This is a genomic window from Erwinia psidii, assembly GCF_003846135.1.
Classification (GTDB): Bacteria; Pseudomonadota; Gammaproteobacteria; order Enterobacterales; family Enterobacteriaceae; genus Erwinia; species Erwinia psidii.
In genome coordinates this window covers 206,939-220,558 of record NZ_RHHM01000004.1, presented here as the reverse complement: position 1 = coordinate 220,558, position 13,620 = coordinate 206,939, and the positions used below count along the sequence as shown (strand labels likewise).

Below are 13,620 nucleotides of genomic sequence, written 5' to 3'. Positions count from 1 at the left end.
CAGTTTAAGTCAAAGGGACATGACAGTGGCTGAAGTGAGCACAGATCAACTCAGTAGTTATTACCAACACCTCTGCGGAAAAATTTCTGAAGAGTATTCCTGCGGGGAAAACCTGGAATACGATGCCGGTTTCATTATGTTGCAATCAAGGTTGCAGCCACGTCTGGATGTGGAATATGGCAGTTTTGTCGAGGCTGCCGAACCGGTGAACTGGGCGGAAATAGAGCGGGAATGCCTGTCCATGCTGCAAAGAAGCAAGGATATTCGCCTGATCGTTGTGCTGATTCGATGCCGTATACGGCAAATCGGCATAGCAGCGCTCCACGAAGGGCTGGAGGCATTACGTCATCTACTCATCGTGTTTCCAGAGGATCTTCATCCCCAGCTTCTTGATGAAGGTGAATTTGATCCACTTATGAGGGCTAATGCGCTCTCTGAACTGGAAGATGCTAATGGCCTGTTAAGCGATATCCGTAATCAGATGTTGCCAAAAGCAGCTGGTTTACAGATAACGATTAAAGATTTTGAAAAAGCGAACGCCTCTCCGCGTGAAGAAGGTGCCCTACCTGAATCCATTATTTCCGCGCTCCTGCACGAATGGGATGAGCGGGAAGATAAGACGATTTATTCGCTGTGTGAAGCCGGGTTGAGCCTGAAAGCGATTAAAGACCTGCTCGGTGATTCATTAGGCCATGATACCCCTGACTTCTCAAGACTGGGACCTTTGCTGGATCTGTTTGGCAACGCGACGTCGCAGCGGATTACATTAACAGAATCGCTTCTGCCTGAAAGAAATCCATCAGAGACAGACACTTCAGCCGATATCTTAACGGATACCGTTACCCTTCCTGAGGAAGAACTAATAGTAAACAGCGCTCGCCCTGCTGTCGCAAAAGGAATTACAACACGTTCTGATGCACTCTTAAAACTCAGAGAAATACGGACATGGTTCACGAAAATGGAACCAAGCAGTCCTGTTATTCCTCTGTTGGCATTTGCAGAGTCAACCGTTGGTAAAAGTTTTTCAGCTTTACTGAAAATATTACCTGCGGACATGATAGATAAAATGAATCCAGACAAGGAGTAACAAATATGCTATGGAAAGCAGTATTTTTATCACTGAGCGGACTTGTCGCTGCAAATGCGACGGCACAATGTACTCTGGCCAGAGGAAAGCCAATAACATTAGTCCTTCCTGCCCAGACGATCACCATTAGTGCCGATGCTGTGAAGGATCTGTCGGCCCCTATTTCCGGCGCTGAATTTGTCACCTCGGCTATTTCGACAAATATAGGATACGATGACTGTCTTGCCGGTACGCCTGCGGGCAGAAGGTTGCCTGGTGCAGGTGATATTATTACCACGAAGATATACAAAACTAACATAGAAGGCATTGGTGTCATGGTGCACCTTTATGTTGGCTCTGGTTTTGGCTACTATCCTATTGATTATAATGTATCTTATGCTAACGGCGAATCTACGGGGACTTTTGACTGGAAAGCAGGTAATTATTTCCGTGTCAGATTTTTCAAGACATCTGACACGCTGTCACTTTCCGACCCCAGTGGAGATATCGTGCTTGATGCCGGAACACTGGGATATGAGTGGATAATGGATGAGGCAACCCGTCCAATGACGCTCGATATTAATCAAATAAAGATAATCAGCACACCGGCATGCACCACCAGTGAAAGTAAAACCATTGATTTTTCGACGGTGACACCCGCCATGCTCACTAACGGCGGGGTTGAAAAACCGCTTGATTTTGGGATGACCTGCAAAACAGATTATGGTACGTATTCAGCAATCGCATCGGTCACCTCCACGGCAAGCTCTACCGACAGTCGATATATTCAGGTAACAGATTCAAGCGGAAATAGTGACAATCAGCTGGGTATTGAAATTTATAATAGCAGTGGCAGTCTGATGACGCTGAATGGCAACACGCTTGAAAAATTAAGCTCAGTGGCCAGTGGTGTCGCTGCACAATTTAACTGGACAGCCAAGCTTATTAATACAGGCTCAAGTAAAACAAGACCGCAAAATGGCAATTTTACCGCTAAGGCTGAAATTTTGTTACAGTTAAATTGACTTCTTATAATTTAAGGAAATATGTGACATATGGATTTGAAGTCTGGAATTTTCGTAAGCATAGCCAGCTATCGGGACTCAGAACTTATCCCAACATTACATGACATGGTAAAAATGTCTTCCGGGAACTATTGCATAAATGTTGCTATTTGTTGGCAGGATAATAATGACATAGATCTTTTTTTAAATAATGGGATGATTCTGCTCGAAAAGCGTAAGCATGGGGAACATGATTTATACATTTTCAACTATTTGAATGTAAATATTAAGGTGTTAAGTATTCATTATTTCATGAGCCAGGGTGCATGTTGGGCCAGAAATAATTGTGAACAATTTTATCATTGTGAAGAATATTTTATGCAAATTGATTCTCATTGCCGCTTCATCAAGGACTGGGATAAAGAGATGGTAGCTATGCTCACCCAGCTAAAAGAAGAGAGTCAACATCCTGTGATTTCTTCCTATCCTCCTGGCTATCAGCCAGGTGATGACAACTCCAGAAAGGACTTTGTCAATCGGCTGGTTTTTCGTAATTTCTCCCCACAGGGTATATTGCAGCTAACCTCTGTTGATTTTAAATCCGTTGTTCCAATAAGAGGAAGCTATCTGGCAGGTGGCTTTGTTTTTGCCGAAGGATCGTTTGTTATCGATGTACCAAATGACCCTCAAATATTTTTTGAGGGAGAAGAGATCGCTATGGCTGTCCGTGCATTTACCTGTGGCTATGACATCTGGCACCCGCACAAAATTTTGCTGTGGCATTTTTACGGCAGAAAAGACCACAGCAAGGTCTGGTCAGATCACAACAATGAAGCCAAAAAGGCAGGCTCTGTAGATAAAGCATGGTGGGACAGGGATCGCGATGCCAAGAAAAGAGTCAGGGCTTTACTAAAAAATGAGGAAGATAATCAGGGCAATGATTCCTCTTACTCCCTGGGTAGCAAGCGTTCACTGAAAGAATTTGAAGAAATGGCGGGCGTAGATTTTAGACTTTGTAGCGTACTACCAGAAGTGGTTGGAAAGCAGCGTTGCGCTTATTTCGCCAACCACAATGGAGAAGACTGGCGAAAAAGACTTGTCAGCTCTAACAAGAAAACGATAACCGTTCCCAGAGAAAAAATTAGCGGTGACCTACAGAATATTTCAAAATTACATATTGGTGTATACAGCAGTAACAATGATCTTCTTGAAAAGAAAATACTGGAAAAAGAGAACATTGAAGAATCACTGAAAAAAACAGATAAGGACGAAATAAAGATAGAACTGAATTTCATCACATTACCTACGTTAAAGCCCAGTGTTGTCAGAGTGAGCCCTTATCTTTACGATCAGGGCTGGGGTGATATTTTGGAGATAACATGGTAAAAAGTGAAATTTATTTCAATCGTATTATCTTTATTGATACACTGCTTTCTTTTAATGGTATTATCCTGTCTCTGACGGAATTCCAACTCAAACTAATAAATTTAATTGAACAATTCAGTAAAGAGCTTATATCCGAAGGGCAATCCGAGGAACTGAGTGACGAATTGTGTCATATTATTTGTAGCTATTTTGATGAGCATATTACTCTGCGTCTGAATGCTAATAACATTTCGTGGAAAAGGAACTTATTGGCTCATCATTTTTACGGTTATAATGCCGACGTGGCTTCACTGGGCGACCGACTTGAAATTTTGTTAGAAAGAAGTGAAGGGAAAATCTTTGATTATACCTGCCGCTTAATTCCTTTTATCCTCAGATCTCTTGGCGCGAATGAAAAAATCACTCTGCTACTGTCATATTACAAACAGGAAACGGCCATCAACAAGGGGCCAGAAACGGAAGAAAAAAAATCAGAAAAAAGCACTGTTGTCGTTTCTGAGAAGAAAAAAAGCCACTGGAATGACCCCTTTATCTGGCAGACCGGATTGGCATTTTCTCTGCTTGTAATACTGTGGACTTTTTGCATAAAATATCTGGATGGTCTTTATTAATGTCTGTTTCAACTAACATAAATAATGATTCCCGTCTTCCATATCCGTCTGACGAGAAAAACAGAAGTGTCATTATTTTTATCATTGGACCTTGGGCCAGGAAGTGGTTTCCTTGTCCTCAATATGGTGTTGAACAGGCAGAAAATGAAAAAATACGCTGGATTCTGGCCCCAGATGCTGAAGATCTGCACAAACAACTGCAACGGTTGCGTCTCCCCAGCCCGAATATCATTACCATGGCATTTTTCCCCTTTCTTCCCGATGGACAGGAAAGTAACCAGCTCACCCTCACGGAGATTGCTAACTGGCAGTCGGCCTTTTGCGCACGTCCATTATCTGAACCGCTTCGATGCATATTTGGTTTGTATGCACGGTTAAGCCATGAACGCTCCATTGAAGATCCTGACCGGGCGATATGGCTGGGAGGCATTGATGTCACATCAAGTAAAGAAATATCGCTAAATCATGAACTTGCTGCACTACACACCATACTGAAACAGCAGAGTTTGCAGTGCAGATATCACGCACTTCAGCGTTTCGCGATGGCCGATGTCTTGCAATTGTGGATGTATGATACGGGCGTTATGAAATCTCTGCAGACACTATTCAGCCAGACGTCACTTAAACTCACAGGCGTGCTACTCTCTGACTACAGTGAAGGGTTTGTACGGCATGGCGCCTGGGCAAACTGGATCGCCAGCAGATTTAAAATCTATCCTGGCCTTGCTGCAACAATGAGCCTGCCTCAACTCCCTGATGTACTGTATAACCCTGAGATTGAAACAGCGATCGCCATCACAAAGAACCCGCAACGCAAAGCAGGCTGGTGGTACATCACCACCATAGCGCTACTTCTTGCGTTTTTACTGGCAGGGACAACCTGGCTGGAGGGAGAGCATTTGATTGTGGTGAAAAAGCATCTTGAGGCATTTAATCAGATTGATGATTCTTATATAAAAGATAAGCGTGAAGCTTTTAATCAGCTTATGAAATATCGCAATGATTTATCGGATTGCTCTGACAGAAAAATAATGCAATTTTTAAGGCTATCAGGATGCAGAAAAGTATTGGCCAACATCGAAAAATATGTCGAAATTTATAAGTCGTCTCCTTTTTTTTATGCTGCGGAATCAGTTGAATTATTCTCTTCGGGCAGTTCGGCTCTTGAAGAAGGCAGTGAAGAAATATTAGCATCACTGCTACCAGTTATTAACAGCAATCCTGAAACCACTTTCATGATTGTTGGCCACTCAGACAATTCTGGCTCACACAAAATAAATATGTCTCTGTCAGAAAAAAGAGCAGCCGTAGTACGTGATTGGTTAATTAACAAGACAGATATATCGTTTACCCGACTTCTGGTCAAAGGCGTGGGTGACACTGCTCCTATAGCCAGTAATGACACCGAAGAGGGGCGGAAGAAAAACAGGAGAGTGGATATTATCCCGATCCAGGTAAATCAACATACCAATAATGAGTAAAATAATACTATGAGTAAGAAAAAATTAAGCTACATTCTTTACGAAGGAAAAATTTTGACAGAAGAACCCACTTTTGATCAAAGTGTTAATGTATTGCGGTTCCTGGATCCAGAGGATAATGAATATACCATTTTAATTAATCGTGCTTTCCTTACAGAGGAGCAAACACTTGAGGAATTTTGCGACTCGCAAATGACCTTTATGACCAACACCATGCCAGCATTTACCGTCGAAGGTAAAAAACTGACAAGCCAAATTGGCCCGGCAAAACTCCCCGTGGTGCAGATCGCAAACAGCTTTTATCTTGATGGAAAGATAATGAAGCAGGTACAAACTATGGTTTCCTTGCCTTATCATCCTGTGATAAATAGCACACGAAAAAACGTCATCATTTTTACACTGAACGCTGAGAAAGATTTCACAGAATATCAGAGAAAACATTATGTACAGCTGATTAATAGTTTTGATCCAGAAACTTCAGAAGTAAAAATTGAATCATAGCCCTGCACCATTTGAGAAATCCAGGCATGTCAGTCTTGCGTTACCTGACTGACATGCTGTTCAGTTCACAGACATAACGTATTACGCTCTTTATTACCACAGTGTGCAATAAAACAAGCATATTTATAGAAATCGACCCGGTTAAGCATACCTAATTTTCTGATGGAGTTACGACAGTGGTTACTTATTGTCTTCTCTGAGCGATTCAGTATTCTGGAAATATATCCAACATTATATCCTTTGCCAATCAGCAATAATATTTTACACTCCGTTAACGACAGCTGTTTGAACTTTTTCAACCCCATCATTCTGTAATTATCCGGGGTGAGAAAAGAAGAATAATCCATGCTGGCTATAAGTAATACTTTCTCCATTTTCACCATGACATCAGATAACTTACTCTGACGGCAGACGAAAGGAATATGAATAATTGCCCGACATTCTGAATCAGGGTCATTTTTCCAGCGTTTATTTTTCCTTTGCAGATTAATAGTGACCATGGAGTCCCTGAAAATGATGTTTTTCAAACTGCCATCATCATCTACAGTATCGTCAGACAGGACGAAAACGGCGGACTTACGTATTACTCTGTTAAGTTCTTTGATAAGAATACTTAGCCCGAAATTATAATAAAAGTTATCACTTTGCATTGATACTCTTACAATGCTTCCATACCCTGGATCATTAACATCAACCATAATCATTAAACTTTCCTTTTACCTGATAGCCCGGCCCTGGGATACCATGAAAATTGTTTTTTCATGACGGCAATCGTCTGTATTGAACATTAAATAACAACTATCTTAAAGTATTAAACAGCAAGAAAATTCAAATATAACCAACAACACCATCCTGATATTTTTGTCATGATACGTTCAACAGATAATAATGTAAAGGCAGGGCGAAGATCCAGAAATCGTCAATATAAAAAATCATATTTCTGCAATTTGCTAAGAAAATCTTTTTAATGAAATTAACAGGAAATTTCTGAAAAAGATATTGATTTAAATTTTCGAATATTAACAGCAAAGGTACAAAATAACAGACTGTCCGGCGCGTATGTCACTGCACGCTGGCAATAAAATCAGCGGTAACGCATCAACAATATGGCCTTTATCACTAAGCAGAATACCGCTCTGGTACACCGTGCAAAAGAAGGTAGTGAAGTAATCTCAAGTTTCTATGGGACTCTGGCGAGCAAAAAGCACATTGTGGCGGCAGTCGGTATGTACCGACCGCCGCTAACATATCGCACACCTCAGAATCTTTTAAGATCCTCCAGCAATGTCTGATTAAATCTGCCCGGATCTTCCATTTGCGGTGCGTGTCCCATTCCCTGAAACTCGATCAGTGTGGCACGTGGGATTTGTGCAGCTGCCTGCTTACCCAGCACATCATAGTGGCCGATTTTTGATTTGACCTGCGGAGAAGCAATATCGCTACCGATGGCCGTATTATCCGCAGTGCCGATCATTAACGTGGTAGGCACGGTCAAATTTTTCAGTTCGTAATATACCGGCTGGGTGAAAATCATGTCGTATAACAGTGCCGAGTTCCATGCAACTCGTCTGTGGCCCGGACCATTATTTAATCCTGCCAACATAGTGACCCAACGATCGTACTCAGGCTTCCATTTACCGACATAATAGGTGCTCAGCTCATACTTTTTAATACTGGCTACGGTAACTTTTAGCTCACGCTGATACCAGTCATCGACGCCACGCCACGGTACGCCCTTCGCTTTCCAGTCCTCCAGACCGATAGGATTCACCAGCACCAGTTTTTGCACCTGCTGCGGATACATCAGCGCATAGCGGGTTGCCAGCATCCCACCGGTTGAGTGTCCGATCAATATGAACTGGGTAAGATGAAGACTGTCAAGCAGGTGACGAGTGTTGGCCGCCAGTTGCTGAAAACTGTACTGATAATGTGCCGGTTTAGTTGAGGTACAAAAACCTATCTGATCCGGCGCAATAACCCTGTACCCGTTACGGCTTAACGCATCAATCTCGTTCTGCCAGGTTACACCACAAAAGTTCTTACCGTGCATCAGCACGACCGTCAGCCCGTTGGCATTTTCCTGTGGATGAATATCGATATAGCCCATAGTCACTGTCTGCCCCTGTGAGGCAAAACTGAATTTATGTATCGTATAGGGAAAGTTGAAGCCCTCTAATTCGGCTCCGTAGTGTGGAAATGCAGGTTCGGCAGCAGAAGCCGTGACCATCACCGTTGCACTAAGCGACAGCAGAAAATAAAAAAAAGTTGACACCACAGTCATCCTCGAGCGCCTTGTATAATCGGGAAAATGATATTTAACAGGTAAATAAGCATAGAGAATCGTGCGCAGAATAACGCGTTTAACAGATGAATAAAAAATGGCAGTAAAAATGGCGATTTTTACTTTTGCAGATACATTTATTCTGTAGATACCCGTTAACAGGAAAGTGTCATGTTAAACAATACAGGTTGGTTACTCTCATTGCTGTGGCTGAATCTTTGCTATCATCTGGAGCCAGAGGCACCGGAACGCTCCAGTTTCTTTATGACCGCCTGAGAAAAGCCGTTCTGATGCAGTTAAAATGCCTTACGCTGGTCGCAACAGAAAAGGGCGATGACTCGCCCCGTGTTAATCAAACAGAGTGATGTCCTCTTCACTCTGTTAGTTATCTTTTCTGTTACTTCATGGCGAAATCAATCACCATTCGGCCTTTAATTTTTCCTTCCAGCATCTCATCGAAAATGGCGTTGATATCTTCAACCGGACGCCTGGTGACTTTAGGTACGACTTTTCCCTCGGCGGCAAACTGGAAGGCCTCTGCCAAATCTTCCCTCGTGCCGACCAAAGAACCAACAACTTGAATGCCATCCAGAACCAGCCGTGGAATGTTCAGGCTCATGGATTCTGGCGGCAAACCGACTGCTACCACGCGGCCACCAGCACGCATCGCATCCACAGCAGAGTTAAATGCCGCTTTAGCAACCGCCGTCACCACAGAAGCGTGAGCCCCACCGGTTTTTTCCTGAATAACTTTCGCCGCATCCTCTTTAGCTGGATTGATCAGCAAGTCTGCACCCATTTCACGGGCAAACTGCAACTGGGCGTCATTGACATCAATGGCGATCACTTTGGCATTAAAAACATGCTTCGCGTACTGCAATGCCAGATTTCCCAAGCCGCCCAGACCGTAAATGGCGATCCATTTGCCTGGCTGGATACCAGAGACTTTCACGGCCTTGTAGGTGGTGACTCCCGCGCAGGTCACACTACTGGCCGCGGCTGAATCCAGACCATCCGGCACCTTCACGGCGTAATCCGCCACCACAATGCACTCTTCAGCCATACCGCCATCGACGGTAAAGCCAGCATTCTTCACATCACGACACAAGGTTTCATTGCCGGAGGTGCAATACTCACAGTGCCCACATCCCTGATAAAGCCATGCCACACTGGCACGATCCCCCACTTTCAGTGAGGTCACCCCCGGTCCCACCTCCTTGACCACACCAATCCCTTCATGGCCGAGCACAATGCCTGTGCGATCGCCAAAGTCGCCATTTTTTACGTGTAAATCGGTGTGGCAAACACCACAGCAGTCCATTTTCAGTAGCGCTTCACCATGTGCCAGCGTCCGAAGCGTCTTCTCCACAACATCAACAGAATGATCTTTATTTACTACCGCTGCTTTCATTGTCCATTCCTCTCTGAGTGTTATACACATGTCTACTATAGAGTGATTTTCCGCATAAGTTTTGATGCAGAATACGATAAAAATCTTTCGACAGGTGATTATAGCAACATGAGATTGTGTTCAGTCAGGAAGACGATAATTCAATAAAAATGAAACGGCATTTTACTAAATTAGTGAAGCCGTGCGGTATTTTCTTCCTCTTACCGCCATTACCCCCTCACTGTTGGCAGAATAGCAAAGGTTTTCCTTCCATCATCCTTCTACTTTAGCCACTTCTACCCGACATATTGCCGGGCGTGTATATAGGCTAATCAGGATGAACACTATGACGACACGTAAACCTGGAATGCTCAACTATCTGGCTTATGGATCGGGAGATTTTCTCGGTGCAGGCACGATGGCATTAACCTCTGCCTGGCTGTTGTATTTCTATACTACTTTTTGTGGTTTAAGCCCGATTCAGGCAACGTCCATTTTTGCAATGGCCCGTATCGTGGATGGCGTAGCCAGTCCACTGATGGGCTACCTTACCGATCATTTCGGTGCGACACGACTGGGTAAACGCTTTGGTCGGCGTAAGTTCTTTATTCTTATCGGTATTCCGCTGGTATTCAGCTACAGCCTGATGTGGCTGGGCGATATGACCTATGTCTATTACCTGCTGACCTACCTGCTGTTTGAAGTGGTTTATACCTCGATTCTGGTGCCTTATGAGACGCTGGTGCCGGAGATGACCGATGACTTTAAAGAAAAAACCAAGTTCTCCGGGGCACGCATCGCCCTGGCGCAGCTCTCCGCCATTCTGGCAGCGTTTTTACCCGGCATTCTGCTCAGCTATTTCGGTAAAGATAATGCCCAGTCCTTTTTCTACTCCAGCCTGGTGTTTTCGGTGATATGTGCGGTAGTTCTGACCCTGGTCTATCTGTTCACCTGGGAGAGACCCGCAGAGAAAAAATCGGCGGCCGCGCTGGCTGATGAACAGCAAAAGCTGACCCTCGGCCAGAGTCTGCACCGCCTTAAGGTTGATCTGTTCTCCACGCTGCGTATTCGCATCTTCCGTCAGCATCTGGGGATGTATCTCGGTGGCTATATTGCTCAGGACATCTTCAACGCTGTTTTCACTTACTACGTGGTGTTTGTCCTTATGCAGAGTGCCACCGTCGCCTCTAATCTGATGGGGACAATGGCTATTCTGCAGTTCGTGGCCGTGATCGGCATGATCCCCCTTTGTATCCGCTTTGGTCCCGCCCCCTCTTATCGCATTGTGGTCGTATTGTTTGGCCTCAGCACCCTGTCCTACGGCGTACTGCACTTCGCAGGGCTGAGCGATGTGTTCTCACTGCTTCTGTTGATTTCAGCCGTTGCAGGGCTGGGACGGGGCGGTATCAACTACGTGCCGTGGAATATCTACACCTATATCTCTGATGTGGATGAAGCGATAACCGGTCAGCGTCGCGAAGGGATTTTCGCAGGCGTCATGACACTGACACGTAAGGCCTCTCAGGCTGGTGCCGTCATGCTGGTGGGCATCGTGATGCAGTTATCTGGTTTTGTAGCCGGTGCCAGTGAGCAAAACAGCACCGTCAGCCATACCATTTTGGCCATTCTGTGTGGCGGTACGGTACTGGTGTTGCTGGCCGGTTTCTTTATTTCTCTGCAATTCAAATTAAACCTGGAAACACATCAGGTCCTGCGTAACGAAACAGAAAAAATGCGTGTGGCAGGCAATATCGTCCCGAACGATATCACACCTGAGGCACAGGCCACGGTAGAGATGCTGGCCGGTATGCCTTACGAGTCCCTCTGGGGCAACAACAATATTGGGTTTCTCAACCGCCATAAGCCAGCAGCAAAAACGCTGTCTGAAAAAGCAACCGAGGAAACAGAGAAACATGCCAGCGGCAGCGTATCCCGTCCTGGCCAACTTTAGTAGATTTAGAGGATAGTATGATGTTGGTATATCCGGTAAAACACAGCCCGCTACTGCGACAGCCAGAACGGTTTATCGAGAGAGGAGAGCTTCATCGGCTAATTAATAAGTTGGTGGATAACCTGGTCAATATTACCGATGAAACCGGCGAGTTTTTACTACGCCTGGACGACGGCAGAGTCATTGATACCAAAGGCTGGGCAGGCTGGGAATGGACCCACGGCATCGGTCTGTATGGCATCCATCAATATTATCAGCACACCGGTGATGACCGCCTGCGGCAAATTATCGACGACTGGTTTACCGACAGATTCAGGGAAGGTTCGACTACCCGTAATGTCAACACGGTTTGTCCGTTTCTGACGCTGGCATATCGCTATGAAGAAACGCGCGATCCCCGTTGGCTACCCTACCTGGAAAGCTGGGCCGACTGGATTATGCATACCATGCCGCGCACTGACATGGCAGGTTTGCAGCACATCACCCTGGCGGAAGAGAACCATCAACAGTTGTGGGATGACACCCTGATGATGACCGTGCTACCGCTGGCGAAAATCGGCAAGTTGTTAAACCGCCCGCAGTACATTGAAGAAGCAAAGTACCAGTTCCTGCTACACACACAGCATCTTATGGATAAAGAAACCGGGCTGTGGTTTCACGGCTGGACTTTCGACGGACACCATAACTTTGCCAATGCCCGTTGGGCGCGAGGCAATAGCTGGCTGACCATTGTTATCCCGGAATTCCTTGAGCTGCTCGACCTTCCTGAAAACGATGCCACCCGCCGCTTCCTGCAACAGGTACTTGCCTGCCAGCTGGCGGCACTGGAGAAATGTCAGGACCAAAGCGGCCTGTGGCATACGCTGCTTGACGATCCGAATTCCTACCCGGAAGCGTCCGCAACCGCTGGGTTTGCTTTTGGCATGTTGAAAGCCGCACGATGCCATTATGCCGACCCACGCTATATCGCCGTGGCGGAAAAAGCACTGAAAGGACTGATCGCACGCATCAATCAGGATGGCGAACTGACTCAGGTCTCCTTTGGCACCGGAATGGGCCAGGATCTTGAGTTCTACCGCCAGATACCGCTTACCTCAATGCCTTATGGCCAGGCGATGGCAATCCTCTGTCTGGTGGAATACCTGCACACCTATCTGTAACTGAGGAAACCGGATGACTTTGCATGATTTTTCTCTTCACGGAAAGGTAGCCATCGTAACCGGATGCAATACCGGCTTAGGGAAAAGCATGGCAACAGGTTTGGCGCAGGCTGGCTGTGACATTGTGGCGATCAACCGCAGTCAGCCCGTGGAGACGGCAAAGGAAGTGACCGCCCTGGGGCGTCGCTTTCTTGGCCTTGAAGCCGATCTGGCGAAACATAACGTCTTGCCCGTTATTCTGGAACGTGCGGTCGCCGAAATGGGCCCCATCGACATTCTGGTCAACAACGCAGGCGTTATTCGCCGTGAAGACGCGGTGAATTTCAGTGAGCAGGACTGGGATGATGTGATGAACGTTAATATCAGGACGCTGTTCTTCTTATCACAATGGGTGGCACGGCAGTGCATCTCCCAGGGAAGAGGAGGCAAAATCATTAACATTGCCTCCATGCTCTCCTTTCAGGGCGGGATTCGGGTGCCTTCCTACACGGCGTCAAAAAGCGCCGTAATGGGTCTGACGCGTGAGCTGGCCAACGAATGGGCCAGACACAACATTAATGTTAACGCGCTGGCGCCCGGTTACTTCGCCACCAATAACACAGAAGCGCTGCGTAAAGATGAAGCGCGAAGTGAAGAAATTTTATCCCGGATCCCAGCCGGACGCTGGGGAACACCCGACGATCTTTCCGGTCCGGTGGTGTTTCTGGCATCCGGGGCCTCAGACTATATCAACGGTTATACCCTTGCGGTGGACGGCGGCTGGCTTGCACGCTGAGCCATGGACTTCTT

At 45.8% G+C, this 13,620-nt stretch carries 12 protein-coding genes; 9 read left to right on the top strand and 3 right to left on the bottom strand.

Annotated elements, in window-relative coordinates; translation table 11 throughout:
* Nucleotides 1–19 precede the first annotated feature (19 nt).
* The 6 genes from EB241_RS07120 to EB241_RS07095 are packed head-to-tail and all read left to right on the top strand — an operon-like array spanning nt 20 to nt 6,049.
* A complete protein-coding gene (locus EB241_RS07120) occupies nt 20–1,087 on the top strand; it encodes a type VI secretion system protein TssA (protein ID WP_199737321.1) in 1,068 nt (355 codons plus the stop codon).
* 5 nt (nt 1,088–1,092) lie between these two features.
* Nucleotides 1,093–2,091 (top strand): fimbrial protein, encoded by a 999-nt coding sequence (locus EB241_RS07115; protein WP_124232505.1) that lies wholly within the window; start codon nt 1,093–1,095, stop codon nt 2,089–2,091.
* Between the two features lie 30 nt (nt 2,092–2,121).
* Nucleotides 2,122–3,456: a GlcNAc-transferase family protein gene (locus tag EB241_RS07110; protein WP_124232504.1), complete on the top strand. Its 1,335-nt coding sequence runs from the start codon at nt 2,122–2,124 to the stop codon at nt 3,454–3,456.
* Nucleotides 3,450–4,067: a DotU family type IV/VI secretion system protein gene (locus EB241_RS07105; RefSeq protein WP_124232503.1), complete on the top strand. Its 618-nt coding sequence runs from the start codon at nt 3,450–3,452 to the stop codon at nt 4,065–4,067. Before EB241_RS07110 ends, EB241_RS07105 begins: the two co-directional genes overlap by 7 nt.
* Nucleotides 4,067–5,548 (top strand): OmpA family protein, encoded by a 1,482-nt coding sequence (locus EB241_RS07100; RefSeq protein WP_124232502.1) that lies wholly within the window; start codon nt 4,067–4,069, stop codon nt 5,546–5,548. Before EB241_RS07105 ends, EB241_RS07100 begins: the two co-directional genes overlap by 1 nt.
* Before the next feature lie 9 nt (nt 5,549–5,557).
* Entirely contained in the window at nt 5,558–6,049 is a 492-nt protein-coding gene (locus EB241_RS07095; protein ID WP_124232501.1) for a DcrB-related protein, read from the top strand.
* A 65-nt stretch (nt 6,050–6,114) separates the two neighbouring features.
* On the opposite strand, the gene EB241_RS07090 is transcribed toward EB241_RS07095, so the two are convergent.
* The 3 genes from EB241_RS07090 to adhP all read right to left on the bottom strand — a co-directional run bounded on the left by EB241_RS07090 (nt 6,115) and on the right by adhP (nt 9,741).
* The gene (locus EB241_RS07090; protein ID WP_124232500.1) at nt 6,115–6,753 is read right to left on the bottom strand and encodes a helix-turn-helix domain-containing protein; all 639 of its coding nucleotides are present in this window, start codon (nt 6,751–6,753) and stop codon (nt 6,115–6,117) included.
* Nucleotides 6,754–7,307: 554 nt separating this feature from the next.
* The gene (locus EB241_RS07085) at nt 7,308–8,276 is read right to left on the bottom strand and encodes an alpha/beta fold hydrolase (RefSeq protein WP_233592560.1); all 969 of its coding nucleotides are present in this window, start codon (nt 8,274–8,276) and stop codon (nt 7,308–7,310) included.
* A gap of 451 nt (nt 8,277–8,727) precedes the next feature.
* Nucleotides 8,728–9,741, bottom strand: a complete 1,014-nt coding sequence (adhP, locus tag EB241_RS07080) for an alcohol dehydrogenase AdhP (RefSeq protein WP_124232498.1) — start codon at nt 9,739–9,741, stop codon at nt 8,728–8,730.
* 316 nt (nt 9,742–10,057) lie between these two features.
* Here adhP and EB241_RS07075 point away from each other — a divergent pair, with 316 nt between their 5' ends.
* From EB241_RS07075 to kduD, 3 genes are read left to right on the top strand one after another with little or no spacing between them, the layout of a single operon-like run.
* Nucleotides 10,058–11,671, top strand: coding sequence for an MFS transporter (locus tag EB241_RS07075; RefSeq protein ID WP_199737320.1), 1,614 nt, complete (start codon nt 10,058–10,060; stop codon nt 11,669–11,671).
* A 20-nt stretch (nt 11,672–11,691) separates the two neighbouring features.
* Nucleotides 11,692–12,831: a beta-galactosidase BglB gene (gene bglB, locus EB241_RS07070; RefSeq protein WP_124232576.1), complete on the top strand. Its 1,140-nt coding sequence runs from the start codon at nt 11,692–11,694 to the stop codon at nt 12,829–12,831.
* 13 nt (nt 12,832–12,844) lie between these two features.
* Nucleotides 12,845–13,606: a 2-dehydro-3-deoxy-D-gluconate 5-dehydrogenase KduD gene (gene kduD / locus EB241_RS07065; RefSeq protein WP_124232496.1), complete on the top strand. Its 762-nt coding sequence runs from the start codon at nt 12,845–12,847 to the stop codon at nt 13,604–13,606.
* Nucleotides 13,607–13,620: the final 14 nt, after the last annotated feature.

What these genes read in the sequence shown, in the direction of transcription:
- EB241_RS07120 (WP_199737321.1), top strand. Translation starts at nt 20, where the DNA reads ATGACAGTGGCTGAAGTGAGCACAGATCAACTCAGTAGTTATTACCAA.
- EB241_RS07115 (WP_124232505.1), top strand. Translation starts at nt 1,093, where the DNA reads ATGCTATGGAAAGCAGTATTTTTATCACTGAGCGGACTTGTCGCTGCA.
- EB241_RS07110 (WP_124232504.1), top strand. Translation starts at nt 2,122, where the DNA reads ATGGATTTGAAGTCTGGAATTTTCGTAAGCATAGCCAGCTATCGGGAC.
- EB241_RS07105 (WP_124232503.1), top strand. Translation starts at nt 3,450, where the DNA reads ATGGTAAAAAGTGAAATTTATTTCAATCGTATTATCTTTATTGATACA.
- EB241_RS07100 (WP_124232502.1), top strand. Translation starts at nt 4,067, where the DNA reads ATGTCTGTTTCAACTAACATAAATAATGATTCCCGTCTTCCATATCCG.
- EB241_RS07095 (WP_124232501.1), top strand. Translation starts at nt 5,558, where the DNA reads ATGAGTAAGAAAAAATTAAGCTACATTCTTTACGAAGGAAAAATTTTG.
- EB241_RS07090 (WP_124232500.1), bottom strand. Translation starts at nt 6,753, where the DNA reads ATGATTATGGTTGATGTTAATGATCCAGGGTATGGAAGCATTGTAAGA.
- EB241_RS07085 (WP_233592560.1), bottom strand. Translation starts at nt 8,276, where the DNA reads ATGGTCACGGCTTCTGCTGCCGAACCTGCATTTCCACACTACGGAGCC.
- adhP (WP_124232498.1), bottom strand. Translation starts at nt 9,741, where the DNA reads ATGAAAGCAGCGGTAGTAAATAAAGATCATTCTGTTGATGTTGTGGAG.
- EB241_RS07075 (WP_199737320.1), top strand. Translation starts at nt 10,058, where the DNA reads ATGAACACTATGACGACACGTAAACCTGGAATGCTCAACTATCTGGCT.
- bglB (WP_124232576.1), top strand. Translation starts at nt 11,692, where the DNA reads ATGTTGGTATATCCGGTAAAACACAGCCCGCTACTGCGACAGCCAGAA.
- kduD (WP_124232496.1), top strand. Translation starts at nt 12,845, where the DNA reads ATGACTTTGCATGATTTTTCTCTTCACGGAAAGGTAGCCATCGTAACC.